At 68.5% G+C, this 25170-nt stretch carries 30 protein-coding genes and 6 pseudogenes; 3 read left to right on the top strand and 33 right to left on the bottom strand.

Annotation, left to right across the window (positions count from 1 at the left end):
• Positions 1–10: 10 nt before the first annotated feature.
• The 26 genes and pseudogenes from KO353_RS16595 to KO353_RS15875 all read right to left on the bottom strand — a co-directional run bounded on the left by KO353_RS16595 (position 11) and on the right by KO353_RS15875 (position 16925).
• The gene (locus tag KO353_RS16595) at positions 11–658 is read right to left on the bottom strand and encodes a cysteine hydrolase (protein WP_268906245.1); all 648 of its coding nucleotides are present in this window, start codon (positions 656–658) and stop codon (positions 11–13) included.
• Positions 659–724: 66 nt separating this feature from the next.
• Positions 725–1564, bottom strand: a pseudogene (locus KO353_RS15985) (SMP-30/gluconolactonase/LRE family protein); the annotation flags it as partial.
• Positions 1565–1580: 16 nt separating this feature from the next.
• Entirely contained in the window at positions 1581–2429 is an 849-nt protein-coding gene (locus KO353_RS15980; protein WP_218285746.1) for an MBL fold metallo-hydrolase, read from the bottom strand.
• 13 nt (positions 2430–2442) lie between these two features.
• Positions 2443–3321: pseudogene (locus KO353_RS16590) on the bottom strand (amidohydrolase family protein).
• Positions 3318–3914 carry a VWA domain-containing protein gene (locus tag KO353_RS15965; protein WP_235691933.1) on the bottom strand — a complete coding sequence of 199 codons (597 nt, stop codon included), beginning with the start codon at positions 3912–3914 and terminating at the stop codon, positions 3318–3320. The pseudogene KO353_RS16590 and the gene KO353_RS15965 overlap by 4 nt, the downstream one beginning before the upstream one ends.
• Positions 3914–4342: a hypothetical protein gene (locus KO353_RS16585; protein WP_235691932.1), complete on the bottom strand. Its 429-nt coding sequence runs from the start codon at positions 4340–4342 to the stop codon at positions 3914–3916. The genes KO353_RS15965 and KO353_RS16585 overlap by 1 nt, the downstream gene beginning before the upstream one ends.
• A 74-nt stretch (positions 4343–4416) precedes the next feature.
• Positions 4417–5163, bottom strand: a complete 747-nt coding sequence (locus tag KO353_RS15960; RefSeq protein ID WP_268906244.1) for an AAA family ATPase — start codon at positions 5161–5163, stop codon at positions 4417–4419.
• A 138-nt stretch (positions 5164–5301) separates the two neighbouring features.
• Positions 5302–5928 (bottom strand): molybdopterin cofactor-binding domain-containing protein, encoded by a 627-nt coding sequence (locus tag KO353_RS16810; protein WP_268906199.1) that lies wholly within the window; start codon positions 5926–5928, stop codon positions 5302–5304.
• A pseudogene (locus KO353_RS17120) lies at positions 5921–6325 on the bottom strand (molybdopterin cofactor-binding domain-containing protein); the annotation flags it as partial. The gene KO353_RS16810 and the pseudogene KO353_RS17120, both read right to left, overlap by 8 nt.
• Positions 6325–8040 (bottom strand): xanthine dehydrogenase family protein molybdopterin-binding subunit, encoded by a 1716-nt coding sequence (locus tag KO353_RS15945; protein WP_218285740.1) that lies wholly within the window; start codon positions 8038–8040, stop codon positions 6325–6327. The pseudogene KO353_RS17120 and the gene KO353_RS15945, both read right to left, overlap by 1 nt.
• The gene (locus tag KO353_RS15940; protein WP_218285739.1) at positions 8037–8510 is read right to left on the bottom strand and encodes a (2Fe-2S)-binding protein; all 474 of its coding nucleotides are present in this window, start codon (positions 8508–8510) and stop codon (positions 8037–8039) included. The genes KO353_RS15945 and KO353_RS15940 overlap by 4 nt, the downstream gene beginning before the upstream one ends.
• Positions 8510–8743 carry an FAD binding domain-containing protein gene (locus KO353_RS15935; RefSeq protein ID WP_268906243.1) on the bottom strand — a complete coding sequence of 78 codons (234 nt, stop codon included), beginning with the start codon at positions 8741–8743 and terminating at the stop codon, positions 8510–8512. Before KO353_RS15935 ends, KO353_RS15940 begins: the two co-directional genes overlap by 1 nt.
• Before the next feature lie 203 nt (positions 8744–8946).
• Positions 8947–9315: pseudogene (locus KO353_RS17115) on the bottom strand (FAD binding domain-containing protein); the annotation flags it as partial.
• On the bottom strand, positions 9312–9467 hold the full coding sequence (locus tag KO353_RS15925; protein WP_218285738.1) for a hypothetical protein: 156 nt from the start codon (positions 9465–9467) through the stop codon (positions 9312–9314). The pseudogene KO353_RS17115 and the gene KO353_RS15925, both read right to left, overlap by 4 nt.
• A 24-nt stretch (positions 9468–9491) precedes the next feature.
• On the bottom strand, positions 9492–9752 hold the full coding sequence (locus tag KO353_RS15920) for an SRPBCC family protein (RefSeq protein ID WP_218285737.1): 261 nt from the start codon (positions 9750–9752) through the stop codon (positions 9492–9494).
• A gap of 13 nt (positions 9753–9765) precedes the next feature.
• On the bottom strand, positions 9766–10203 hold the full coding sequence (locus tag KO353_RS15915) for an SRPBCC family protein (RefSeq protein WP_218285736.1): 438 nt from the start codon (positions 10201–10203) through the stop codon (positions 9766–9768).
• A 3-nt stretch (positions 10204–10206) separates the two neighbouring features.
• Positions 10207–10710, bottom strand: a complete 504-nt coding sequence (locus KO353_RS15910) for a flotillin domain-containing protein (RefSeq protein WP_218285735.1) — start codon at positions 10708–10710, stop codon at positions 10207–10209.
• Positions 10637–12523, bottom strand: a complete 1887-nt coding sequence (locus KO353_RS15905; RefSeq protein ID WP_218285734.1) for an SPFH domain-containing protein — start codon at positions 12521–12523, stop codon at positions 10637–10639. Before KO353_RS15905 ends, KO353_RS15910 begins: the two co-directional genes overlap by 74 nt.
• 30 nt (positions 12524–12553) lie before the next feature.
• Positions 12554–13387, bottom strand: a pseudogene (locus tag KO353_RS15900) (phosphoenolpyruvate hydrolase family protein).
• A pseudogene (locus KO353_RS16930) lies at positions 13384–13590 on the bottom strand (hypothetical protein); the annotation flags it as partial. The pseudogenes KO353_RS16930 and KO353_RS15900, both read right to left, overlap by 4 nt.
• Positions 13541–14407, bottom strand: coding sequence for a Tm-1-like ATP-binding domain-containing protein (locus KO353_RS15895; protein ID WP_328774481.1), 867 nt, complete (start codon positions 14405–14407; stop codon positions 13541–13543). The gene KO353_RS15895 and the pseudogene KO353_RS16930, both read right to left, overlap by 50 nt.
• Complete coding sequence (locus KO353_RS16925) at positions 14404–14709, bottom strand: Tm-1-like ATP-binding domain-containing protein (protein ID WP_328774480.1); 306 nt, start codon at positions 14707–14709, stop codon at positions 14404–14406. Before KO353_RS16925 ends, KO353_RS15895 begins: the two co-directional genes overlap by 4 nt.
• Before the next feature lie 18 nt (positions 14710–14727).
• The gene (locus KO353_RS17110; RefSeq protein WP_218285733.1) at positions 14728–15147 is read right to left on the bottom strand and encodes an ATP-binding cassette domain-containing protein; all 420 of its coding nucleotides are present in this window, start codon (positions 15145–15147) and stop codon (positions 14728–14730) included.
• Positions 15099–15575 carry an ATP-binding cassette domain-containing protein gene (locus KO353_RS17105; protein ID WP_218285732.1) on the bottom strand — a complete coding sequence of 159 codons (477 nt, stop codon included), beginning with the start codon at positions 15573–15575 and terminating at the stop codon, positions 15099–15101. Before KO353_RS17105 ends, KO353_RS17110 begins: the two co-directional genes overlap by 49 nt.
• Entirely contained in the window at positions 15568–16362 is a 795-nt protein-coding gene (locus KO353_RS15880) for an ABC transporter ATP-binding protein (RefSeq protein WP_218285731.1), read from the bottom strand. The genes KO353_RS17105 and KO353_RS15880 overlap by 8 nt, the downstream gene beginning before the upstream one ends.
• Positions 16363–16442: 80 nt before the next feature.
• On the bottom strand, positions 16443–16925 hold the full coding sequence (locus KO353_RS15875; protein WP_235691930.1) for a branched-chain amino acid ABC transporter permease: 483 nt from the start codon (positions 16923–16925) through the stop codon (positions 16443–16445).
• Between the two features lie 98 nt (positions 16926–17023).
• Between KO353_RS15875 and KO353_RS15870 the strand changes: the two genes are divergently transcribed.
• A complete protein-coding gene (locus KO353_RS15870; protein ID WP_218285730.1) occupies positions 17024–17167 on the top strand; it encodes a hypothetical protein in 144 nt (47 codons plus the stop codon).
• Between the two features lie 250 nt (positions 17168–17417).
• On the opposite strand, the gene KO353_RS15865 is transcribed toward KO353_RS15870, so the two are convergent.
• Entirely contained in the window at positions 17418–18431 is a 1014-nt protein-coding gene (locus tag KO353_RS15865; RefSeq protein WP_235691929.1) for a branched-chain amino acid ABC transporter permease, read from the bottom strand.
• A 152-nt stretch (positions 18432–18583) separates the two neighbouring features.
• Complete coding sequence (locus tag KO353_RS15860) at positions 18584–19816, bottom strand: ABC transporter substrate-binding protein (RefSeq protein WP_218285729.1); 1233 nt, start codon at positions 19814–19816, stop codon at positions 18584–18586.
• Positions 19817–20132: 316 nt separating this feature from the next.
• On the opposite strand from KO353_RS15860, the gene KO353_RS15855 reads away from it, so the two are divergent.
• Entirely contained in the window at positions 20133–20573 is a 441-nt protein-coding gene (locus tag KO353_RS15855) for a serine/threonine-protein kinase (protein ID WP_218285728.1), read from the top strand.
• Positions 20574–20602: 29 nt separating this feature from the next.
• A complete protein-coding gene (locus tag KO353_RS15850) occupies positions 20603–21586 on the top strand; it encodes a serine/threonine protein kinase (protein ID WP_218285727.1) in 984 nt (327 codons plus the stop codon).
• A gap of 23 nt (positions 21587–21609) precedes the next feature.
• Here KO353_RS15850 and KO353_RS15845 read toward each other — a convergent pair whose 3' ends face one another.
• From KO353_RS15845 to KO353_RS16790, 5 genes are read right to left on the bottom strand one after another with little or no spacing between them, the layout of a single operon-like run.
• On the bottom strand, positions 21610–22191 hold the full coding sequence (locus tag KO353_RS15845) for a type VI secretion system-associated FHA domain protein (protein ID WP_218285726.1): 582 nt from the start codon (positions 22189–22191) through the stop codon (positions 21610–21612).
• 4 nt (positions 22192–22195) lie between these two features.
• Positions 22196–22489: a PAAR domain-containing protein gene (locus KO353_RS15840; RefSeq protein WP_218285725.1), complete on the bottom strand. Its 294-nt coding sequence runs from the start codon at positions 22487–22489 to the stop codon at positions 22196–22198.
• Between the two features lie 12 nt (positions 22490–22501).
• Positions 22502–23089, bottom strand: a complete 588-nt coding sequence (locus tag KO353_RS15835; RefSeq protein WP_218285724.1) for a DUF6931 family protein — start codon at positions 23087–23089, stop codon at positions 22502–22504.
• Positions 23090–23096: 7 nt separating this feature from the next.
• A complete protein-coding gene (locus tag KO353_RS16795; RefSeq protein ID WP_268906198.1) occupies positions 23097–24143 on the bottom strand; it encodes a type VI secretion system Vgr family protein in 1047 nt (348 codons plus the stop codon).
• Positions 24080–25084, bottom strand: coding sequence for a type VI secretion system Vgr family protein (locus KO353_RS16790; RefSeq protein WP_218285723.1), 1005 nt, complete (start codon positions 25082–25084; stop codon positions 24080–24082). Before KO353_RS16790 ends, KO353_RS16795 begins: the two co-directional genes overlap by 64 nt.
• Positions 25085–25170: the final 86 nt, after the last annotated feature.

Genomic DNA, 25170 nt, shown 5'->3' with positions numbered 1-25170 from the left:
GCCCAGCCGCTCAGCCCAGAGCCGCGATCGAGGCATCCGTGGTCGTCACAAGCGCGACACTCTGCATCGCATAGTTGATCGAGGCACGGTGCCAATCGGCGTTCATCGTCGAGCAGGCATCCTCCGGGATCACCATAACATAGCCCTTGTCGGCCCCTGTGCGCGCCGTGTGCTCGATCGACATGTTCGTCCAGGCACCCGTCTCGATGATCACGTCGCGGCCTTCCGCCTTGAGGATCGTCTCGAGCATCGTGCCTTCCCAGGCCGACATGCGGTTTTTCTCGACGACGTGGTCACCCGGCCTCGGCTCGAGCCCGGGTACGGGCGCCGCGCCCCAGGTGCCGCGCACCATCGCGTTGGCATCCACCACCCCCTCGAACAGCGGCGCGTTCAGCGTCATGCCCTTGCCGCCTGGCGGGACGACGAACCAGACATGGATCACCGGAACGCCGAAGGCGCGGCACCGTTCCGCAAGGCGGGCGATGTTGGCGATCGCGTTCTGCTCGCGGCAATGCTGGGCGGAGCCTGTGGAGGCGAAGGCGCCGCCCTCCATCACCACGTCGTTCTGCATGTCCTGGATGATCAGAGCGCAGCGCCGCGCGTCGAGACGCAACGACTCGGACGCGCGCGGCGCACGCGCCGAGTCGGCCGCGCGCATGAACGGCTCGTTGCGCGGCCCCACCCTCGTCTCGACCGCATAGATCGAGGTGGAGGCGCACACGAACAGCGTCCTCCAGTCTTCGCCGCCCCAGGCGAGGTTCGCCGCCGGTTCGGGAATGGACACGCGGCCGATATGTTTCCCGTCAGGCCGGAACACCCATAGCCCTCCGGGGCCCGTGACCCAGACATTGCCCTCCGCGTCACATTTCATCCCGTCCGGAACGCCCGGGTTCAGGCTCTCGCGAATGCCGGAGGCGAAGACCCGTCCATTCCGGAGCGATCAGTCCTCGGCCACCTCGAACACACGGATGTTCGCCTGCTCCGTGTCGTTCACGTAAGGAAGACGCTCGCAGGGCGAGAAGCAGAGCCCGTTCGGCTGCGTGAACAGATAGCGCTCGACCAGAAGCTGCGGCTCGGCGCCGGGGATGTGGTTCGGGGCAAGCCGATAGACGCCCTGGAAGCCGAGCTGCCGCGGCCGTTCTACGCCGTAATGTGGCATCCTGCCGTACCACGGATCGGTGAAGTAGATCGCCCCCGAGGAGTGCACGCAGAGGTCGTTCGGCCTGTTCAGCTCCCGGCCCTCGAAATGCGTCGCCAGAACCTCCTGCCTTCCGTCGGGCCGAAAGCGCGCCACCGCACTCGTCGCATGCTCGCAGGCGAGCAGGTTCAGGGCGGCGTCGAAAGTGAGCCCGTTCGCTTTGTTCGAGGGCCGCATCACTTCGCGCACGCCGTGGCGGTCCCACCGCCGCCGCACATCTCCCGGCATGTCGGAGAAGTAGAGCGCCTGTTCCTGCGGATACCAAACCGGGCCTTCGGTGAAGATGAAGCCGCTGCAGATCTGCCGCACCGGGGCATGGGGATCGATTAGCCGCTCGAATCCAGCGTCGAGTGCCGTACGTGCCATCGCCTCTCGCCTCCGATCACGCGGGGAACCAGTCGCGGCGACAGACAGTCTGGGTGATTGGCCCCGGCACCTCCATCCCGAGCCGGCCGACGATCTGCCCCTGGACGACCTTCGCCGGACGATCCTGCGCCGGCAGGAGGAAGGTGGACGTGCTGAGCAGCTTCTTCACCGCCGCCTTCTCGGCGCGCTTCGAGCCCGCATGGTTGCCGGTGACCTGGATCTCCTGAGCGAAATGAAGCCGGAACGGTTCGACGATCTGTTCCTGGATGTCGTCGATCACGTCGCCGCAGATGGTCGCGCGCCCCTCGGCGGTCTCGACATGGACATTCATCGACCCCTCGGTGTGCGCGTTCGCCGCCTCGAGCACCACGCCGGGGATCAGCTCGATCGGCCCTGAGAGCTCGAGGTCCTCGAAGCGCAGCGCCTGTGGCGTGTGCAGGCGCTCGATCAGGTGCATGATGTCGGGCTTCGGGTATTGCGGGTGCATCAGGCCGGAGACGGAGCACTCCATCTCCCGGCGGTTGTCGACCACCGTCGTGTTCATTGGGAAATGATCGTCCTTGCCGGCGTGATCGATATGCAGGTGGGTATGCACGACGTAGCGCACGTCGCCCACCTTCACCCCGTGCTTGGCGAGTTGCCGCTCGAGCATGTTTTCGTGCGACTGCAGCCCGCGCATGCCAAGGGTTTCCATGATCGCGTTGTCGCGATACCTGGCGTCGACGACGATCGGATACTGCCCGCCGAGGATCAGGAACCCGTAGGTGCAGACGCGCCGCGTTCGCCCGCAGTCGCGACCGAGCACGAGGAAGCTCGACTCGAGCTCGATGTCGCCATAGTCGAGGATCTTGATCTCGAGCGGCATGACACCCTCTCCCTCAGAGCCGGTAGACCCGGCGTGCCGTGTCGTTGAAGATCGCGCGCATCGCGCCATCACCGAGCGGCCGCGCTGCGTCACGATGCGCGGCGATGAGCGCCGCATAGTCCGTCCAGAGCTTCTCGATCGGGAAGTTCGAGCCGAACAGGCAGCGCTCCGGCCCGAACAGCTTGACCGTCTCCGCCGTGATCCGAGCCACATGGTCACGATCGAGCCGGCGCAGGAAGGTGCCGAGGCCCGAGAGCTTCGCAACCACGTTCGGCCGCCGCGCAAGCTCCGCCATGCCGCGGCGCTAGCGATCCATGCCCTCCTCAGAGAGACCCTCAGGCATGCCCGCATGCTGCAGCACGAGCGTGGTCAGAGGCGCGGCATCGGCGAGCGCGGCAGCACCCTCCATCTGCGGCGTGAACACCTGCAGCTCGAACACGAGTCCGCGCTCGCCGAGAGAGGCAACGTTCCGCTGCAGCACCGGATCGAGGCAGAGATCGGGGCGGGCGGCGAAACGGTAGAGCGGGTTCTCGTGCCAATTCAGCTGCTGGCGTATGCCGCGCAGACGGCGGTTTCTGGCGAGCGAAGCCACGGCGTCACGTGCCCCCTCGCGCGTCAAATCGCCAGAGCCGACGATGGCCTGCGGCCAGCCCGTTCGCTCCGCCTCCGAGGAGACCCAGGCGACCTCCTCCTCGGCCCTTCCGGCCGGCCAGTTCGCCTGGATGCAGACCGCCGCCTCGACTCCCTGCCCCGCGATGTCGAGCAGATATTCCTTGATCAGGTAGTCGCGCCGGTTCGGCTCGTAGGGGCCGAAGATCCTCGGCTGCATCGGCCCCGACAGCCAAGGAAGGTCGTCACGGCGCCAGATGTGGAAATGCGCATCGACCGTCATCGGCGCCCCCTGTTGCGGGCGTAGCCGAGCACCTCATCGGCAATCGCCTCCACGCTCGCACTGCTGCCGAGACGATCGAGCATGGGCAGGATTGCCCGCATCGCCGTCGTCTCCGGCCGGTACGCCGGATCGGCGGCGAGCGGCGACAGCCACAGCACGCCCCAGGCGAGCCGTCGCAGCCGCGCCATCGCCGAAACGAGGGCTTCTGGCCCGCCGCGCTCGAGCCCGTCCGAGACGACGATCACGAGCGCCCCGCGCGCGAAGGAGGCAAAACGCGGTACGGAGAGGAACACGGCGAGCGCCTCGCCAAGACGCGTTCCGTCGTCCCAGTCCGCCACCAGGCCCGAGGCACGGGCGAGGGCGGCATCCGCTTCGCGATGCGAAAGCGCGCGGGTGATCTGGGTAAGCCGCGTGCCCAGCGTGAAGGCCTCGACACGCTCCGCCCCCTGTACGAGAGCATGCGCCAGCCGGAGTGTTCCCTCCGTCAGCGTCTTCATCGAGCCGGAGACATCGATGAGCAGAAGCACGCGCCGCTGCCTCATCTGTCGGCGACGCGTGGGCAGCTGGGTCAGTTCGCCATCGCGGCGAATCATCAGCCGGAAAGTGCGGCGCGGATCGGCGATACCGCCGCTACTCGCTCGAGCCGTCGCGCCTTGCGGCGCGGCAGAGCACGTGCCGCCGTGCGCCTCAGCCGGCGCACGGTATCGTCGGTGCGGCCCCCACTGAATTCCCGGCGCGACCGCCGCTCGGCCCGCGTGGCCTGCGCGCCTGTTTCCTCGATCTCCCCCCCGTCGGAGAGGAGCTCGAAGCCCGCAGCATCGAAGGCCGGCGGGAGATCTTCCGCCTCTCCGGAGACCGCTGCGGCGATGAAACGGCCAAGGAAGACACGGTCGAACACCTCGTCGAACCCCGCCCGGCGCTCAGGCTCAGGGCCGAACAGGGCGTGCGCGGCGCGCCGCACGTCGCCGAGCGCGCGGGGGCCGAGCAGCCCGACGGCGGCGATGAACCCCTCCGTCTGCATTGGCGATGCCGCGAACCCCGCCTCGCGAAGCGCTTGAGGAAAAGCGAGAAACGGCGCCAGCGCCCGCGGAAGCATCATGCGACGGCCTCGGTGATCAGGGCATCGAGCCGTGACGCGAGGAAGGAGAGGTGCTCCTGATCCTTCAGCGCCACGCCGATCGCGCGGGCGAAGGCGCGCGGCCAAGGTGTCCCTTGGGCGGCAAGAAGTGTGGCGGCCTCCGCCCACTCGACAGTCTCGGCCACGCCGGGGGGCTTCGCGAGCGGCTCGGCACGCAGCCGATTGACGGCGGCGACCACGCGCTCGGCCGTCGCGCGCGCGACTGTGGACGCCCGCATCATCACGATCTCGGTCTCGAGCGCCGGATCCGTGTAGTCGATCCAGGGGTACACGCAGCGCCAGCGCAACGCCTCGTGGAGCTCGCGCGTCCGGTTCGAGGTCAGCACCACCACGGGCGGCTCGGCGGCGCGGATGGTCCCGCGCTCGGGAATCGAGATCGTGAAGTCGGAGAGGAATTCGAGCAGGAAGGCCTCGAACTCGCGGTCGGCCCTGTCGATCTCGTCGAACAGGAGAAGCCTCTGCCGCGGCTCCTGAAGCGCGAGAAGAAGCGGGCGGGCGATCGGATACTCGTCAGCGTAGAGGTTCACGTACGCGTCGCCCGCCTGGCGAATCGCGAGCATCTGGCGCGGGAACTTCCATTCGTAAAGAGCCGCGGACGCGTCAATCCCCTCGTAGCACTGCAGCCGGATCAGCTCCCTCCCGAGCACGGAGGCGAGCGCCTTCGCCGCTTCCGTCTTCCCCACACCTGGCGCGCCTTCGAGCAGGAGCGGCTTGCCGAGAGCAAGGGCAAGTTAGGCGGCGGTCGCGAGCCCGTCGTCGGCGATGTACTGGGCGTCGCGCATCGCGCGCGCGACCGCATCCGGTCCGTTGAGCCCGGCGATGCTGCGGCGGATGGGCATCGTTCAGAGGCGCTTGCGCGGCCGCGCCCCGCCTTGAGCGCGAAGGCCACGTAGCACCTTCTCGGGTGTGACCGGAAGCTCATCGATCCGAACGCCAACGGCGTCATAGATCGCGTTCACCACCGCGGGCAGAACGAGTTTGGCGCACATCTCTCCCGGCCCCTTGCCGCCATAGGGCCCGTCCGGCGCTGAGCGCTCCAGCATCGAGATGTGGTGCGGCGCGAGATCCCCCGGCCCCGGCATCAGGTAGCCCAGGAAGTCAACCGGCCGGTGCGACGGATCCGGATAGTAGGGTTCCGTCGTTTCCCAGGCGGCATGGCTCATGCCCATCCACGCGCCACCGCGAAGCTGCTGCTCGACAAGCTTCGGGTTCAGCGCCCTCCCCACCTCGTAGGCCGACTTCATGTCGATCACGGCGACCTCGCCCGTCTTGTCGTCGACCTCCACCTCGACGATCATCGCCGCATGTGCGAAACATGACACCGGCGTCATCTCGCCCCTCTCGGGGTCCACCTCCGAAAGCGGGATCAGGAAGATCCCCCTGCCCGAGACCGTCCGCCCCCTGCCGGAACTGGGCCGCTTGGCACGCCGCCATCGTGGTGATCGAGCGTGAGGGAGCACCGCGAACATGGATGTTGCCGCAGCCGTCCGTCACGAGGTCGGCGGGATCGACCTCGAGCTCCTCCGCGGCCGCCTCGAGCATCACTGCCCTCGCCTCCAGTGCCGCCTGGATCACAGCGTTGCCGACACAGTGCGTGCCGCGCGAGGCGAAGGAGCCCATGCAGTGCGGGCCGGTGTCGCTGTCGGCCGTGTCGACGTAGATATCCTCGACAGGGACGCCGAGCGTTTCGGCGGCAATCTGACGCGTCACCGACTTCATGCCCTGGCCGAGATCGATCGAGGAGAGAGTGACGGTGAACTTGCCGTCGGGATTCGCGTGCACGAGCGCCTGGGATGGATCGCCGCCGAGGTTCATCGCGATCGGATAGTTAACCGCGGCGAAGCCGCGGCCGCGGTGACGCGCCATCAGTGCCTCCTGAAGCCGGAGAGGGAGGAGAAGCGGATCGGGCCCGACCGCGGCGGTACGCCGGGCGCGGGCGGAGCACCCGCTGGCGGTTGCGGCGGAGGCCGCGGCGGAAGCGTCGCAGGGGACGGTGCAGGGCTCGGAGCTGTAAGCGCGGCCATTGGCATGACCGGCTCCTCTCGGCGCGGCGCCGGAACGACGCGCGACGGCTCGCGGCGGTCGGCCGCGCGTCCGTGCCCAGAGGCCGTCTTGCGCGCGTCGCTTCCGCTCGCGACTCCCTCGACCTTGCCCTTCTCGTCGAGCGCCGTGTGCGCCGCAAGCCGGCCGCGCTCCCCGCCTCCGCCGGTGCGCGACGAGGCGGTGCGCGAGCTGTTGCTGTGCTGCACGCCGGCCTTCTCCGGCACCACCTGGCAGCACTCGATCAGCGCGCAATTCTTGGCGACGCACCGGTGGGCCTTCATGTCGCCGTCGCGATAGGCGTTAAGCATTCGCAGGTCGATCGGGTTCATCCCGACCGCCTCCGCCACCTTGTCCATATGCGCCTCGATCGCGAAGTCCACGCCCGTGATTCCGAAGCCGCGCATCGCGGTCGCGGGCATTCGGTTGGTGAAGACGCAATAGACGTCAGCGTAGACGTTCGGGATCGTGTACGGACGCCGAAGGTGCCCGACCGCCTTGATGATCGCGTAAGAAGAAAGCCGCGTGTCGGCACCGCTGTCGAAGTAGCCGATGAAGCGGCGGGCGACGATCCTCCCGTCACGCATCACCCCGTCGGTGATGTACCACCGCTCCGCGCCGCGCGGACCGCCCACCTGCATCTCCTCCTCGCGGTCCCACAAGAACTTGACGGGCCGCCCCGTCACCATCGCGCCGAGCACCGCGAGCGGCTCATGGACGGAGTCCACCTTGCCGCCGAACCCGCTGCCCTCCGTTCCGCAAAGGAAATGCCGGCGGCTCGAGGGAACGCGCAAGAGCTTCGAGGTGGTCGCGAGCGAGAAGAACAGCGCCTGCGTCGAGGTGTAGCAGACGAACCGATCGTTGGTCTCGGGCGCGGCGATGGCGCCGCAGGTCTCGATCGGCGCCACCTCGATCGGCGACATCTGGTAGCGGCCTTCGACCACGAGGTCGGCCCCCTTCAACGCCGCGTCCACGTCGCCGTAGCGGAGCTTCTGGTGGTCGTTCTTCCCGTGATAGATGAACTTGTTGCCCGGATAGATGTCGAGCACCACTGGAGCACCGGGGCGGATCGCCTCCTCGACATCGAGCACGTGCGGCAGAACCTCCCACTCGACGCGTACCTTTGCCGCGGCTTCGCGCGCCGCCGCCTCGCTCTCGGCGATCACCGCCGCCACCGGCTCGCCCTGGTAGCGCACGCGGTCGGTCCCGAGCACCGGCTCGTCATCGGTGCCGAAATCAAGCAGGGAGAGGAGCGTGTTGAGGTTGGGCGGCACGTCACGGTCGGTGAGCACGCGCACCACGCCCGCGCTCCGTTCCGCCTCCGAGGTGTCGATCCGCCGAATCCGCGCAGCGTGATGGGGCGAGCGCGCGCAGCGCATGTGCAACAGCCCCTGGAACAGGTGATCGTCGTAAAAGGGCGAACGCCCCGTCACATGGCCGAGGATGTCCTGACGCCGCGTCGGGCGGCCGATCTCATTCAGCCTGTCGTCGCGCTCGTCGGCGAAGAACTCCTTGCGGAATTCGATCATCGACTCGCTCATCGCCGTCCTCCCCCCTCCGCGACCGAAAGGATCGCCTCGATAATGGGTTCGTAGCCGGTGCAGCGGCAGAGATTGCCCGAGATCGCCTCGACCACCTCGGCACGGCTCGGGCGAGGGTTGCGGTCGAGCAGCGCCTTCGCTGCCATCAGCATGCCGGGCGTGCAATAGCCACATTGCGCGGCGAAATGGTCCATGAATGCCTCCTGGAGCGAATGCAGGCTGGCCCCCGCGAGCCCCGCTGCCGTCTCAATCCGCCGTCCCTCAACCGTCTCTGCGAGCACGAGGCAGGAGAGATGCGGCTCGCCGTCGATCAGCACCGTGCAGGCACTGCAGCCTCCCTGGCCGCAGCCATACTTCGGGGTGAGGTCTCCGACACCGCGGCGCAGAAGGTCGAGCAGGTTCTGGCCGTCCTCGGTGAACGCCGCTTGCGCCGCGCCGTTTAGCGTAAAGGTGACAGGCTTCCTCAGCATCAGCCCCGCCCCATGCTCTCGAGCAGACGACGGAGATGCATGCCGGCGACCTCGCGCCGGTACCTGGAGGAGGCGATCGCACAGCTCGGCGGATCGATCCCCTGCACCGCCACCTGAACCGCGCGCTCGATCGTCGCCGGCTCGAGCGCCTGTCCCTCAAGGGCACGTTCCACCGCAGCCGCCTGCAGCGGAGCCGCCCCCATCGCCCCATAGGCGACACGCGCCCCCCTGATGCGACCGCCCTCGCGCGGAAGATGGGCGGGACCGAGATGATCGACGCACCGCGCGGATGAACGCGCGACACCTTCAGGAACCCGAAGCTGCGCGGATCACGCGGGCGCGGACAGTCGATCTGCGCAACAAGCCCAGCGCGGGAACGGTCACGCAAGAGATCGGCAAGCGGCCGCGCGCCGGATGACCTCGCCATTACCACCCGCGCGCCGAGCGCAAGCGGCGCCACTGCAAGGTCGCCATAGGGGTGGTGCGCAAACAGATTGCCGCCCACCGTGCCCATCACCCGAACCTGCGGCCCGCCGACCTGGTGCGCCGCCTCGTGCAGGAACGCGAGCTCTCGGTTGGCGAGGATCTGTGCCATTGTCACCCCAGCACCGATGCGCACGACATCTCCCGAGGAGACGATCTCGCGCAGCGCGCGGTCGGTGCTCCGAATAAGGCGACGCGGCGCCTCGCCAGCATTGGCAGCACGCATCGCGAGCGTACCGCCGCCGAGATAGAGCGCCTCGCCTGATGCGAGCGCGCGCGCGGCCTCGGCGACCGTCGGATGGGTCTCGACAACGGTGCTCATGTCGCCGCCCCTGTGATGAGATGCTCGCGCAATGCGGCGAAAGGTGCCTCGTAGACCTCTCGGCCGACGAGATCGGCGAGCTCACGCTCGCGTCCTCGAGGCGTGTCTAACCGGCTCTCCCAGTGCCAGAAGGTGCGGTTCCCGTCCGTCACCGGTGCGAGGCGTACATGCGCGACCTAGTTGAGCAGCGGCACCGGCGTCTCAAGGAGGCAGTAGGAGAAGGCCATGTCGGCATCAGACAGCGTCAGCAAAAGCTCCCGTAATTCGGAACCGTCGCGCAGGTGAAACCACCGCACGCAGCCCACCTTGTCGGCGGGCTGACCGCGCTCGATCACGCTGTCGGCGACGATCGGGTGCCAGCGATCATGCCCGTTGAAGTCGCGCAGCACAGCCCACACCTCCTCGACCGGCCAGTCGATCACCGTGCTGCGGATCACTCTCGGCATCGCCTCAGCCCGCCAGCTGCCGCTTCAGGGCGTCGAAGCCCGCCTGGAACACGTTCTGCCCGATCCCGGCGAGCAGCTCCGCCGCCGCCTCCGGCGCGCACTCGAACTCTGCCGTCCATTCCGCGAAGGTGCGATCGCCATCGGTGATCGGCTTGAGGCGGATGGTCGCGACATAGTCCGTCAGCGGCATCGGGCTTTCGAGGATCGCGTAGGTGCAGAACATGTCGTCGTCGGAAAGGCCGAGCAGGCGTTCGCGGATCCTGTCGCCATTCTGGAGGTGGAAGTCGCGCCCGCAGCCCACCCTGTCCGAGGGCTCGCCGTTCTCGATCCGGCTGTCGCGGATCCGTGGATGCCAGCGCGGAAGCGCATTGAAGTCACGGATCCGCTCCCCCACCTTGGCGGCCGGGGCGTCGATCACCGAGGAGACGTAAACGCGCGGCATGGCCTAGCGCTTCCCCTCGCCGCCTTCCGGCTTCGGCCTCGATTTGCGCGCCTCGTTCGCGATCCTCTGCATGTCAGCCGCCTCGCGGATCAGCCCGCCTTGCTTGGCGAGGTTGCCGCCCTCGATGCCGATGTCGGAGAGCAGCCCATCGATCAGCGGCGCCTGCACCCGATAGCGGAGCGCCGAGGTGATCACCTCGTCGGTCGGGCTGCCCCTTCGGCCCTCGCCGCCTCCGTTGAGCCCGTCGAGCTGCATGATCTTGATCTCGCGGATCTTCTCGAGCGGCTTGACGGAGGCGGCGACGATCCCCTCGACATGCTCGAGCAGCTTGCGGCGGAAGAGTGAGGCGCGCGCCATGTCGGTCAGCTCGTTCTCAGCCTCGTTCATCAGCCGCTGCGCCTCCGCCTCGACGGCGCGCCTGACCTTCTCCGCCTCAGCCGCGATCCTGACCTCGGCGGCCGCCTTTTCGGCGAGCAGGAGGTCGATCTTCTGACGGCGTGCGGCCATCTCCGTTTCGCGAACGGTTCGGCTCCGCTCCTCCGCCTCGGCCGCGCGCCCGCGCCTGGTCGGCCTCGATCCTCGCCGCGCTCTCCTCGAGCGACTTCCGCGCGAGCGCGATCGCCTTCTCGAGCTGCACCGTCTCGATGATCCGCTCGCGCTCGATCTCAAGCCAACGGCGCTCCGTCTCGTGGCCGATCCGCACCTCGTCGAGCCCGCGTTCGGAGGCAATGCGCGCCCGCTCGATGTCCTCGCGGCTCTCGATCTCTGCCTCGCGCAGCGCCTGCATGCGGGCGATCTCGAGCTGCTCGAGCGACCGCCTCCGTTCGATCCGTGCCGCCTCGGGCACGCGCGCGCGCTCGACCTCGGCCGTCTCGACCTCGCGCTGCGCCGTGATCTGCGCCTGCCGCACCGAGGCCTCGGCCGCGGCCGCTTCGGCGCGCCGCCCGGCAAGCGCGACGATCCGCGCCTGCTCCGCCTCCTCGACCGCCTTGCGGCGGGCGATCTCCGCCATCTCGAGCTCGCGCTCGCGCGAGATCTCGCGCGCGCGAACGGCCTCCTGCGCCGCAACGCGCGCCTCGTCGAGCGCCTTGTCGCGCGCAATCTCCCGTTCCCGCGTCATCACCTCTGCGGCGATCCGCTCCGCCGCAAGCGCCTTCTCGCGCGCGATCCGGGCGGCCTCGACGGCCTCCTGCGCCGCGATCTCGGCCCCCTCGATGGCCCGCGTGCGTTCGATCTCGAGCTCGCGGATCCGCCTGTCCTCGGCGATCCGCGTCTCGCTGACCGCCGCGGTCTCGGCGATCCTCGGCTTCTCCAAGGCCTCGCGCGCGGCGATCTCCTCTGCCTCGACTGCCTTGCGCTGGACGATCTCGCGGCGCTGGATCTCCTCCTCCTTGGCGATCCACGCCTCGGCAATCGCCCGCTCCTGGACGATGCGCACCTGCTCGATCGCCTCGCGCGCGGTGATCTGCGCCTGCTCGGCATCGGTTTCGCGCGCGGCGCGCTCTCGGGCGAGCTCGGCGCGCTGCTGCGCCCGGCGGAACTCGATCTCCCGCTCCTGCACAAGCCTCGCCTCCTCGCTCTGCCGCTCGATCTCGAGCGCCTCTCGCTCGGCCTCGAGATTGCGTGCGCGGATCGCGATCATCGAGCTCTGTTCGATGTCGTTTCGACGCTTGCGGCGCTCCTCGATGTCGCGGATCAGCGCTGTCAAGCCCTCGGCATCGAAGCGGTTCGACGGGTTGAAGTACTCGAGCGGTGTCTGGTCGATGTCCATGATCGCCACGCTCTCGAGCTCGAGCCCGTTCTTCGCGAGATCCTCCTGCGCGACGTCACGGACGCGGGCGACGTACTTCGCCCGCTGCTCGTGCATCTCGCTCATCGTCATCTCGGCGGCGACGGCCCGGAGAGCGCTCTCGAACTTGCCGGCGAGCAGGGCGTGCAGCCGCTCCGGCTCGAGGGTGCGGCGTCCGAGCGTGGAGGCGGCGGTCGCCACCGCCTCCTTGTCGGGCCGGACGCGGACGTAGAACTCCGCCTGCATGTCGATCCGCGTCCGGTCTTTGCTGATCAGGGCGTCCTGCCGCGTGCGCTCGAGCCTCAGCGGCAGCGTGTTCATGTTCACGGGCGTGATGTCGTGGATGATCGGCCAAACGAAGGCGCCGCCGTCAATCACCACTTTCTGACCGAGGAAGCCGGTGCGGACGAAGGCCACCTCCTTCATCGAGCGCCGGTAGAGATACTGCATCACCCAGTAGATGACCGCGATGACGATGACGGCGACGATGATCCAGAGGATCAGCTCGCCGATGAAGGCTCCGCTCACCATGGCATCATGCTCCGTACTCCTCCGACCGTCTCACCGTCCCCCGCGCAGGCGAAGCCGCGTGAAGGCGCGCGTCTGTTCCGTCAAGGCCCGCTCGGTCGGCAGGCGCTCCATCGACGAGGCACCGTAGAAGCCGTGGCACAGGGCGCTCTTCTCGAGCAGGTAGGCGGCATCCTCAGGCTCGCCCACGGGGCCGCCATGGGCGAGGATCAGCACCTCCGGGTTCACGCGCAGCGCCGCCTCGCCCCAGGCATCGAGCAGCGCGGGGCACTCGAGGGTGAGTGCCGTCTCCGCGCCGATCGTCCCCCCTGTCGTCAGGCCGAAATGGCAGACGATGATGTCGGCGCCTGCGCGCGCCATGGCCTCCGCCTCGCCCGCGTTGAACACATAAGGAGTCGTCAGCAAGTCACGCGCATGCGCCTTGGCGATCATGTCCACCTCGAGGCCTTATGACATGCCCGTCTCCTCGAGGTTGCGTCGGAAACGTCCGTCGATGATGCCGACCGTGGGGAAGATCTGAACGCCCGAGAAGCCGAGGCGCTTGACCTCGTCGAGGAACACATCCATCCGCCGGAACGGATCGGTTCCGTTCACGCCGGCAAGCACCGGCGTGCGCTTCACCACCGGCAGGACCTCAGACGCCATCTCGAGCACGATGGCATTGGCGTCGCCATAGGCGAGCAAGCCGACAAGTGAGCCGCGACCTGCCATGCGGTAGCGGCCGGAGTTGTAGCTCACGATGAGATCGATGCCGCCCGCCTCCTCGCACTTGGCGGACAGCCCCGTGCCGGCGCCGCCGCCGATGATCGCCTCCCCGCGAGCGACCTTCGCACGCAGACGGGCGAGGATCTCCGAGCGCGGGATCATCGCGGCCGCTCCTGCCGGACGCCGCGCCGCAGAGCGGACTCTGCGCCGTGCAGCGCCCGGAAGGCCGAGACGAGGGCAGCGGCGAACTCGGGCGCGTTGATGTGGTAGGGAAGGCGGATGAGCTGCCGCGACGGAGTCTGCTGGACGGTCGCTTCAAGCGATGCGAACAGCGCCTCGCGCGCCGCCCGGTCCTCGAAGGGCTGGCCCGGCGCGTCGAGGGCGGAGACACCGCCTTCCGGGAGGAAGAACCGTACCGGGCCCCCCCATCGCGTTCAGTCGCTCTCCGATCCATCGGCCCATGCGCGCGTTCTCCTCCGGCGTGGTCCGCATCAGCGTGACCTGCGGGTTGTGCTGGTAGAGAAGCCGGCCGGCATAGCGCTCGGGAACCGTCTCGCGCGGCCCGAAGTCCACCATGTCGAGCGCGCCGACGGAGCCGATATACGGCATACGCCTGCGTATGACGGAACCGCAACGATCTTCGGTGGCGGGGAAGATCCCGCCCATCAAGAGATCGGCCACCTCGGTGGTGGTGATGTCGATCACGCCCATCACCTTGCCGCTGTCGATCAGCTTCTCCATCGACTGGCCGCCGATGCCGGTGGCGTGGAACACGAGGCAGTCATAGCCGTCGCCTAGCTGCGCGATGACCTGGCGTACGCAGGGCGTGGTGACGCCGAACATCGAGAGCGCGACCGCGGGCTTCGTCTCCGCCCCCCGCGGCGAAGCAAGCCGAGCCTTGACCATGCCGGCCATCGCGTGCGCGGTGTTGCTCAGAACCTCGCGGGTGATCGCGTTGAGCCCCTGAACGTCAGCTACTGCGTGCATCATCGTGATGTCGGAGGGGCCGACATAGCGGCTGACCTCGCCCGAGGCGACGGTGGAGACGATCAGCTTCGGAATGCCGACGGGCAGCGCGCGCATCGCCGGCGCGACGAGAGCCGTGCCGCCCGAGCCGCCGGCGGAGATGATTCCGGCGATCCCCTCCTGGCGCACGATCCAGCGCGCGAACGCCTCCGTCATCGCCGCAACCGACGCACCGCGATCGCCCGTGACCCAGCGGAGGCGCCGCGCGGATGGAAGGCCGCGACCAGATGCGCCGGCACGTCAGCCCCCGAATGCCGCCCGCTTGTGGAGAGATCGACCAGACGTACCGAAAGCCTCGCCTCGCGCAGGAGGTCGCGCAGGAAGCCGAGTTCCTCGCCCTTGGTGTCGCAGGTGCCGGCAACCAGAACCACACGTTCTCCCGGGCTCGCGAGCGGACGAAGCTCGGCGTGCGCCGTCGTGCCCGGCCCGGGTGATTGCGCCGTCAACACCCGGGCCATGCGCTCGAGCTGCTCTACCTAAACGGGCTGCGACCATCGCGTCGGCCGAACCGGGTTGGAAAGGAAGATCTTCGCCAGTTTCGGCCCGGCCTCGGCCTGCGCCGGGGCAGCGTCCGCGGCCGCGGGCGCTGCGTCCTCCTCGTGGCCGTGGCGTCCAACCCCGAGCAGGCGCTGCTGCAGCTCGACATCCGCCGCAAGTTTGCGCGCCGGCCCGATCCGGTTGATCCGCCCGTTCACCATCACCGCGACGCGGTCGGCGATCGCGCAGGCAACGCCGATGTTCTGCTCGATCAGCAGAACCTCGAGGTCTCCCTCCTCAGCGAGGCGCGCGAGCAACGCTTCGACCTGCTCGACGATCACAGGGACGAGCCCCTCCGTCGGCTCGTCCATCACGAGCAGGCGTCGGTTCTGAAGCAGAGCGCGCGAGATCGCGAGCATCCGCTGCTCGCCGCCCGAGAGCTGGCCCCCGCCATTGTTGCGCCGCTCGGCAAGGCGGGGAAGGTGGCGTAGATGCGCTCGACCGTCCACGCCCCGCCTGGGCGCACAACGAGGCGAAGATGCTCATCGACGGTGAGCGACCGCCAGAGCCGCCGCCCCTGCGGAACATGCCCCACACCGAGCCGAGCGATCTCGGAGGTCGAGCGCCCGACGAGCGACTGCCCGGCAAAACGGATCGTTCCCGATGCGACCGGAACGAACCCCATGATGGCCTTGCACAGCGTCGTCTTGCCCATCCCGTTTCGGCCAACGACAGCGAGAACGCAGCCCTCGAGCACGAGATCCACACCCTGAAGCGCGTGGCTTGCACCGTAGAACACGTTGAGGCCGCGGATCTCGAGGGCAGGCGCGCGGGAGCGTTCAGCCATGCGCCCCTCCGAGATAGAGCGCCTGAACCTCCGAGTCGTTCTCGATCTCGGCCGGCGTCCCTTCCTTGAACACGCGGCCGTTGTGCATCATCGACACGCTCTCGGCGACGCGCAGCGCGACATCCATGTCGTGCTCGATGATGATGAACCCGATATGACGCGGCAGGTTCGTCAGGATCTCGATGAGCTCGCGTCGCTCGGTCGGTGACAGCCCGGCGGCAGGTTCATCGAAGAGAATGAACCGCGGAGCTCCGGCAAGCGCGAGAGCGATCTCGAGCTGGCGCTGCTGTCCGTAGAAGAGTTCCGAGACGAGCCGGCCGCGCGCGCGCGTCAGATGCACGGCCTCGATCAGCTCGTCCGTCCGCGCGAGAAGCGGGTCGCCACGGCGCGGCCGCAACAGCGAGAACCTCCAGCGCGAGACCCCTCGGCAGGCGAGATCTACATTGTCGGCGACCGTGAGGCCCCCGAACAGGAGTGAGATCTGGTAGGTGCGGCGCAGCCCGCGCCGGATCCGCTCGTGCGGGGGGAAGCGGGTCACGTCCTCGCCGAACAGTCTGATTGTGCCCGAGTTCGGAAGGATGTCCCCGGTGATGCAGTTGAACAGCGTCGTCTTGCCCGCACCGTTCGAGCCGAGCACGGCGCAGCGCTCGCCAGGGCGGACCGTCATCGTCACGTCGGCGATCGCAGCAAGCGCGCCGAACATCCGTGTCACGCCGCGCAGATCGAGCGCGTTCCCGCTGCTGACCGAGCCGAGCCGAGCGGCGGTGTCCGGCCCAGCTTCGATCATCGCGGCTGCCCAGTGAGCGGGTCAGTGCGTTCGCGCATCTTTCGCCGCGCCCTTTCCCACAGCCCGAGCACCCCATCCGGTCAGAAATACACGACCGCAAGGAAGCCCAAGCCCACGAGCAGCTTGAAGCGATCGGGAGCGAGGCCGAAGGTCGTCAGCACATCGGGGGCGAAGGAACTGAGCAGCACATAGATGAAGGCGCCGATGAATTGGCCGATCGGGTGGCGCATCCCGCCCACCACGGCGATCACGAGAATGTCGATGACCGCCGGGATGCCGGCCGTTCCAGGTGCGATCTGGGCGTTCTGCCAGACGAGCAGGATTCCGCCGAAGGAGGCGATCACGGCAGCGAAACTGTAGGCGAGGATCCGGTGCCAGACGACGTTGTAGCCGAGCGCCGCCATGCGGCGGGCGTTGTCGCGCACGCCCTGGAGCGCAAGCCCGAACGGCGCGCGCGAGACATAGACCACCGCGGCGTAGGCAAGCGCGGCACAGCCGAGGCTCAGATAGTAGAAGGGGATTGGCTGGCGCCAGTCGATCCCGAACAGGCGCGGTGGAACCACCAGGCTGAAGCCAGAGTACCCGTTGAAAGATCGTGTAGTTCTGCCGCGTGAAATAGAAGAAGGCGGCCGCGATCGCGAGCGTGATCATGATTGTGTAGATGCCCTCGGTGCGCACCGCGAGCGCGCCGACGAGCGTTCCGAACAGGGTCGCGACGACGATCGCAGCCGGAACGGTGATCCACCACGCAAGGCCGAGGCTCACCTGCTCCGTGCCCGAGGGCCCAAGGATCGCGACCATGTAGCCGGCAAGCCCCGCGACAGTCATCTGGATCAGGCTCACCATGCCGCCATAGCCCGCGAGGGACATCAGAGACGGGGCAATCATGCCGAGGATGAAGGTCCAGCCGAACACCTGGAACAGGACGAAATTGTTGGCGAATGTCGGCATCAGCAGGAGCAGCGCCGCAACCGCCCAGATCGCGGCAGGGATGCGGCCGAGCGCGCCGAACGGCATCTCGCTCGCAGCCGTCCGCGCCTCTCCGGCCACCGCCATCAGCCTTTCCGCCCAAGCAGGCCCTGCGGCCGGAACGCGAGCACCGCCGCCATGATGAGCAAGGTGAACACGACCGAGTAGGTCGGGGCGTAGACCACGCCGAGCTGCTCGGCGAGCCCGATGATCAGGGCGCCGAGCGCCGCCCCGGGGGACGACCCCATCCCGCCCACGATCACCACCACGAGGCTCGCGAGCAGGAACCGCGTGTCCTCGCCCGGGGCGAGCGACTGGAAGGTGCCGCCGATGATTCCCGCGATCCCAGCAAGTCCCGCGCCGAAGGCGAAGACAAGAACGAACATAGCCTGGATCGGCAGGCCGGAGGCGGCGAGCATATCGCGGTCATCCACCCCAGCGCGGATCAGCATGCCGATGCGCGTGCGGGTCATCACACGCCACATCGCCACACCAACCACGATGGCGGCGATCAGGATCCAGATCCGAACACGCGGATAGCGGAGATAGACGGCCGTGCCGTCGGAGCGAATCGCCGTCACGAGCGGCAGATCGATCGGCCCCGCGAGGAAGTCGGGCGTGAGGATCTGGTAGGACTTGCCGCCCCAGATCCACAGCAGGATGTCGGCGATCACGATCGAGAGGCCGATCGTGACTAGCGTCTGCCGCAGCTCCTCGCCCTCCATCCGGCGGAACACGAGATGCTGCAGCACCACGCCGAGCAGCGCAACGAGCACGACCACGACCGGGAAGGCGAGCAGCCACGCCCCCGTCCTGTCGGCGATCTCGAAGCCGAGATAGCCGCCGAGCAGATAGAGCGAGCCGTGCGCGAGATTGACGTTGCGCATCAGCCCGAAGATCAGCGTGAAGCCGCTTGCGACCAGGAAGTAGAGGGCGCCGAGCGTGATGCCCGAGAGCAGCGCGCTCAGGAACACCCGTTTCGGGCCCATCACGGCCGTCACGCCCGGCGGCCAGGGTGCGAAGATGAGCCAGAGCACGAACGCCAGGAGGATCGCGACGACGAGCACGACCACCGGGTTGGCGCGCGCGAGAGCGGTCACACGAGCCTCGGCGCGGCGGCAGGCAGCCGCGGTCGAACGAACAGCTTTGTCACCCTGCCTCCGCCGTTCCCGTCGCTGCTCTCGGGTTGCGAGTTCGCGCGGCGGCGGACAAGATCATGTGCCTTGCCCGCTCGCCGCGCGCCCGCCGTGGGTCAGCGGCGCGTCCTCAGCCGTGCGCAGTCGGGCGTGTCGCGCGAGGGTAGGCCGAGCGCCCGGAACTCCTCCACCGGCAGCCCGAGCGTCTGCGACACGTTGTCCACGCCCTTGACCATCCGGTTGTCGAGTGTGCCGTCAGGCCGCGCTGTCACCTCGTTGACGAACACCGGCCCCATCGCCTGGCGCGTCTCGTCGAGCTTGATCTTGCCGAGCGGCGTGTCAAGCTCGAGCGTCGCAAGCGCCTGCTGGAACGCCCTCTGCCCGCCTGAGAGATCGCCATTGCCCTTCTTCAGCGCCTCGACCGCCGCGAGCGTGCTGAGGTAGTAGCCGGTCGCGAAGATCGTCGGCGAGGGGAAGCGCTGCCCCTCCGGATAGGCGGCGCGGTAGCGCTGCACGAACTCCTGCCACGCCGGATCGGGGTTCTCGTCCGACTTCATCCCGGAGGTCGGCGTGCCGATCAGCGCCTCGCGCGCGCGCCCGCGCGAGGTCAGAACGGTCTGGTCTGCCATGATCGTGCCGCCGATGAAGTTCATCTTCGACCCGGCCTGAGCGTACTGGTTGAGGAAGTTGATCGCATCCGTGCCGCCGAGGCCGAGATAGATGGCGTCGACGTCGTCGGGGAGCTGCGCGATCACGGCAGCGAAATCGGCCGAGCCGAGCGGCACCCAGAAGCGGCGCACGATGTCGCCGCCGTTGCGGCAGACGTCGATCGCAAAGCCCATGAAGTTGGTGTGGCCGAACGAGTAGTCGGCCGCGACGGTGGAGATCCGGCGCCAGCCCTTGGTGCGGACCACGTATTCGCCCAAGCCCGCGCCCCACTGCGGCCCGTGCGTGTGGAACCGGAAGAAGTTCGGCGCCGGATCGACCCAGGTCGCCTCAAGCGCGCCGGAGGCGCCGTTGATGAAGGTCCTGTCGGGAACCGTCTTGGCGTAGTCGCGGATCGCGATCCCCTCGGAGCCGGAGAGCGGGCCGATCACGAAGTCGACCCGGTCCTGCTCGATCAGCTTGCGTGCCTGGCGCACGGCGGTGTCGGGGCGGGTGTCAGTCGGCGCGATGATGGTCTCGATCCGCCGGCCCGCGATCGTGTTGTTGACGGTCCGCAGCGCGAGCTCGATGCCGCGAATGCCGTCCCTGCCGCCTTCCGCGAACGCGCCCTCGAGGGCGACGAGGATGCCGATCTGAATAGGTTCCTGCTGCGCCGAGGCCGCCCCGGGCACGGCAAGAGCCATCGCGACCGCGGCCGCAGCCGCGAGGAATCACCTTCTCATCCGTTTCTCCCCATGTCTCCCATCCCTCCCCTTCGGAAGGGCGCGCGCGGCTGTCTTCGCCGCCTCGCGCGTGGAGCCGAGTGGAGTCCTTCAGCCGCTGTAGACATGAGGCGCTCGGCACGACGAGCCTCTGAGGCAGCTCCGGCCGCGAGCGCCGCCCGTCATTCTTCCGCGTCGCCCCCGCACCGGTCTAGGACCAAGGAGGCGACGGAGACGGGCTTGCGCATGAACCTCGAACGTCTCGGCAAGTACGAGATCATCACGGCCATCGGCAAGGGTGCGGCGGGCACGGTGTGGCGCGCGCGACCCGGTGATCGACCGGATCGTCGCGATCAAGACCGTCACGCTCGACGCGCACGATGCCGAGGCGCAGGAGGAGATCGCCCGGTTCAAGCGCGAGGCCCAGGCCGCGGGCAGGCTCTCGCACCCGAACATCGTCGCGGTCTACGACTACGGCGAAGAGGGCGATCTCGCCTACATCGTGATGGAGCATGTCGACGGCGGATCGTTGGAGACACGCCTCGATGCCGGCGAGCGGCTGCCGCTGCCGCAGGTCGCTCGGGTGATGGACGAGCTCCTCGCCGCGCTTGGGCATGCGCACGAGAAGGGCGTGGTTTACCGCGACATCAAGCCTGCCAACATGATGCTCACCGGGAGCGGGCAGGTGAAGGTCGCCGATTTCGGCATCGCCCGGATCGAGAGTTCGACGATGACGTAGGCGGGAACGGTGCTCGGAACGCCCGCCTCATGTCGCCCGAGCAGTTCCGCGGCGAGCCGGCGGACGCGCGCACCGACCTCTATTCCGCCGGCGTCGTGCTCTATCAGTCGCTCACCGGCGACAAGCCCTTCGAGGGCAACCTCACCGCGATCATGCACAAGGTGCTGAATGTCGAGCCGCCGCGGCCGTCCGAGATCGCGGGCTCGGTTCCGCCCGTTTTCGACGCGGTGGTGCGAAAGGCGATGGCGAAGCGTCCCGCCGAACGATTCCAGACCGCGGCAGCGTTCCGCGAGGCGATTGCCGAAGCGATGCACGAGGCGGAGGCCTCCGACCCGCTGCTTGGCCTGCTCGGCGGGGCTGACACCGAAGTGACCGTCGTTGCCAGCGCGCCGTCCGACCGCCCCGCCGTTTCGGTCCCCGTCCGGTCTGGGACGCAGCCGCCCGTCACGAAGAAGGGGCTTCCCTTCGGCCTTGTGGCGGGGGGCGCGGGCGCCGTGGTCGCGGCGGGCGTTGCCGCCTTCCTCCTGTTTGGGCGCGGCACCGACGCTCCCACGCCTGAGCCGGCGGCGCCGCAGGCAACGGCCCAGGCAACGCTTCCGGCCGCGACGACGCCGAGCCCGCCGCCCCCCGTCGCCCTCGCCACGCCCCCGCCCGTCACGCCCGCTGCGCCGGGGCCCGTCGCCAGCAGCCGCTCGCCCTCGCCGGCCGAACCCGTTCCGGCCTGGCCCCCGGGCGGCGAGGGCGCGGTCGGCGCACGCGGCGGCGCAACGGTGGCGGCAAGGCCGTGCCCGGTCATCATGCTCGAGGGCGGAACGGCCTCCGGAGCCGCCGCCGGCCTCGGCGGAGCGCCTGCCGCCGGTGCAGTGAAAGGATCGCGCTGTTCTGGCACGGGTGGCGGCGGCGCCTCGGGCGCCGGGCTCGACGGCCCGGGCAGGTCGAGATCCCTGTCGTCCGGGATCGTGTTCCGCACCACGGGCGGCGGAGCGAAGGCATCCGAGACGGCAGGGAGATGATCCGGCCGGCTTCCTCCCGCCGTTCAGGAGCGGTCGGAGAGCCGGTCGCCGCGCTCGATGTCGGAGAGCGGGTCGAAATCCGCCGGGATCACGGGGGCGGCCGGAGCGGGGCCGCCGCCAAGACCGGCGAAGGGGTCGGTCGCGACCGGCCGTGCCAGTGGTTCGTCCGCGAACGGGTCACGCCCGAACGGATCGTTCTCGAACGGCGCCGGTGCGGGCTTCGGGAGAGCGAAGGGATCGTCGTCGAACGGGTTCGCGGCACCGAGGCCAGGGGCGCTGGCCTCGCGCTCCTCGAGCCGCACCTCGATCTCGTACTCGCCGAGGGTGAGCCGGCTGCCGTCGCGCAGCGGCGCGGAGGCGCCGCGGCCGATCGGCTCTCGGGCGCGGTCAAGGAACGTGCCGTTGGTGGAAAGGTCGGTCACGATCCAGCGGCCCGAGCGGAAGGCGATGGTGCAGTGACGCTTGGAGAGATGCCGGTTCGGATCGACGAGAACCCAGTCATTATCCTCACCGCGGCCGATCGAGGGCTTGCCCCCCGTCACGCGCCGTGTGGCCGGCACGGCGGCGTCGAGGCAGCGGACGATGGAGAGAACGAGGTCCGTCACCGCCTCACCCGCCGATCAGGACCGTCGGCGCCCCGGGGATGACGATCATTCCGCCATGCGCACAATTATCGAGCACCCGCGCGGCAGGGAGGTTCATGATCATCACCGTGGCCGACTCGCGCACGATCACGTCCGGCCGCCCTACACAGGCGCAGAGATCGGTCACGCGCGCCGCCGGCAGGGCCATGATCAGAATCGTCGGCGCTCCGGGCGGCAGGATCGGCCCACCGACATGCGGCACCGGCCCGGAGGACATCGGGCAGAGATGCATATCGGTGATGCGCGCGGCGGGGAACATGGGGCTGCCTCCTCAGGCTGGGGCGATCCGGCCCGCACCGCCGGCGGCGATGTCGAGCCCGCTGTCGAGGAAGCGCCGCAGCGTCGCCTCCGCCTTCTCCGGCTCGCGCCGGACGGCAGCGAGCGAGACCGCACCGGCGACCGCGACACCAGTAAGATGCTCTGCTGGCGGAACGACCGGCTGGCCGGCCGGGGCCATGCTGCCGCCCGACCAGAAGGCGGCGACCGCGGCCCAGGCCTCGGGGCTGCGGAAGCCCGCGCCTTCGGCCTTCGCCATGGCGGCGCGACGATGCTCCTCGTCAGGCTTACGCACCCACGCCTCGGCGGCGGCCAATGCCTCGGCATCGGGCGGTGGCGGCTCAGGGGCGGTCGCTCGTGCGCACATGCAGGCCCACCACACCGCCTCGCGCTTCGGCAGGGCGTGGGCGAGGAAGCGCGCGGCATCGGCCAGCATGCCGGCCTCGATCAGCCGCCGCAGCGCCGCCGCCGAATCCGAGGCGCCGCCTGCCAGAGCCGCCGCCTCCGGCGCGAGATCGGCACGCTCCAGAACCGTCCGCGGAGCAGCGGAGGCGAGCTTCACGGGCGGCCGCTCCGGCGTCATGCACGCCTCAATTGATCATGATGATGCCGCCCTTCAGCATCATCATCCCGTCGCCGCTCACCTTCGTCATCAGGCCCTTGGCCTCGAGCATGACGGTGCCTTCGATCTTGATCATCATGCCCTTGATGGTTACGCCCATCTGGTCGATCTTGACCGAGCTGGTGCCCACCTTGAACTCGATCGACTGCATCGCCTCGCTGTCGATCTTGCCGAGGTTGACCTTCGTCGAGAGGTTGCCCATCGACACCTTGACCGACATGTTCCCCATGCCGACCTTGGTGTCGAACTTGCCCTTGCTGATCTCGACCTTGTGGTTGCCCTGCTGCACCGTCAGGTCATAGTCGCCTTTGACATCATATTTCTGTTTGCCTTCGATCAGCAGCGTGCGATTCGCCTTGATCGTCACCTTCTCGTTGTTCTTGACAAGGCGCTCGTAGTCCTTCTGTGCCTGGAACGTTACCTTCTCCGACCCTGCCTTGTGCTCGAACAGAAGCGCGTTGTAGTCGGAGCTTCCCCCGCCCGTCGAGGACCTGGTCACGATCCCCGTCTGCGTCTTGTTCTCGGGAAGCGCGACGGGCACCTTGTTCTCGTTGTTGTGCAGGCAGCCGAGCACCACCGGGTGATCGGGGTCGTCGTCTAGGAAGCCGACGATCACCTCCATGCCGATCCGCGGCAGCGCCATGATCCCGAAGCCGCTGCCGGCCCAGGCCTGGGAGAGCCGCATCCAGCACGAGGCGTTTTCGTCGCCTTCGCCGAGACGGTCCCACAGGAACTGGACCTTCACCCTGCCATACTCGTCGACATGGATCTCCTCTCCCTTCGGCCCGACGACCCTGCCGAGCATCAGGTTCGGGAGCTTCGGCCGTTCGGGAACGGGCCGCATCCGATAGGTCGTGCCGGCCGGGAAGGCGCTCACCGTGGTGCGACAGACGGGAATGGCGCGCGCATTGAGATGGATCTCATCCGCCATCGTTCGGCTCAGCCGCTCGATCAGGTAGGGCGTTCCGCTTGAGGCTTGGGCGTTGTCGAGGATCTCGATCGGCACGCCGAGCATCGGCGCGTGGGAATCCGTCGCGATTCGAGCCGTGTCGCTTCCGACTCGAGCGCCTCGACGAGGTGTGTCGCGAGCGGCTCGCCGTCGCTGCGGGCCGCCGGGCTGTCGCCCTTTCCCTTTGTGGGGAAGCGCCCGGGCCAGACGAAGATCTCGAACTTGTCGGCGAGCGGCAGGCCGAGCAGCGAGGATTTCTCTGTCGTCAGATCGGTCGAGATCGCTCGGAACTCTGAGTCGCTGACCGCAACCTTGCCGGGCTTCCAGACGTGGGTCTCTCGAAGGCTGTCGAAGCTGTTGCGCACCTGCGACGCCTCGCGCGGCGGCAGCTTCAAGGGCTGGGCGCCCGAGGCCCTCAGACCGTCATTGTGGTTGGTGATGATCGGCGTATGCGTCTCGGCGGTCGAGGCCACCCACCACACGAGGCCCTCCTCGGCCATCAGCCGGCAGGCGAAGGCGTAGTCGGTCTCGTTGTACTGGAGCACGTAGGTGCGCGGCGCGAGGCTGCCCCGGAGCAAGAACTTGTCGTCGGTGAAGCCGGCGTCGCCGAACAGCGTCTCGAGAATCTCCTGGACGGTGCGGTTCTGGAAGACGCGGCAGTCGGTCGTATGGTCGAGGAACCAGAACCACGGAACGATCCGGCAGGAGATCCGGCGATAGGCCATGCCGTAGTTGCCGCCGAGATAGTCCCCGAGCGAAAGCCGCACCACGTGGCCGTTGATGAAGGCCCGATCGGGCGTGCCCTTGCCGAGTTCGAGGCCGAGCTTCTTGCCGAGCAGCTCGGCGGGTTTCAGCTCCGTCTGGTCGGTCAGGAAATCGATGTCGTAGGAGAACAGACCGCAGAGCGATTCGCTGCCGGTGACGCGCTCGGGGATGAGCGAGTCGGGCGGAAAGGGCCCGGACGAGAGGCCCATCGTCCGTTTCTCGGTCTGGATGATCGGCAGCATCGGCCCGCGCATCCTCCTCCGCGGAGACTACCTCGGGGAAGTCAGCCCCGTCACGCGCCCGGGTGGCGCACACGCGCGGCATCGGG

The organism is Elioraea tepida (assembly GCF_019203965.1).
Taxonomy (GTDB): domain Bacteria; phylum Pseudomonadota; class Alphaproteobacteria; order Acetobacterales; family Acetobacteraceae; genus Elioraea_A; species Elioraea_A tepida.
Note: the sequence above shows the minus strand (reverse complement) of the source record. Positions and strands in the feature narration are given on the sequence as shown.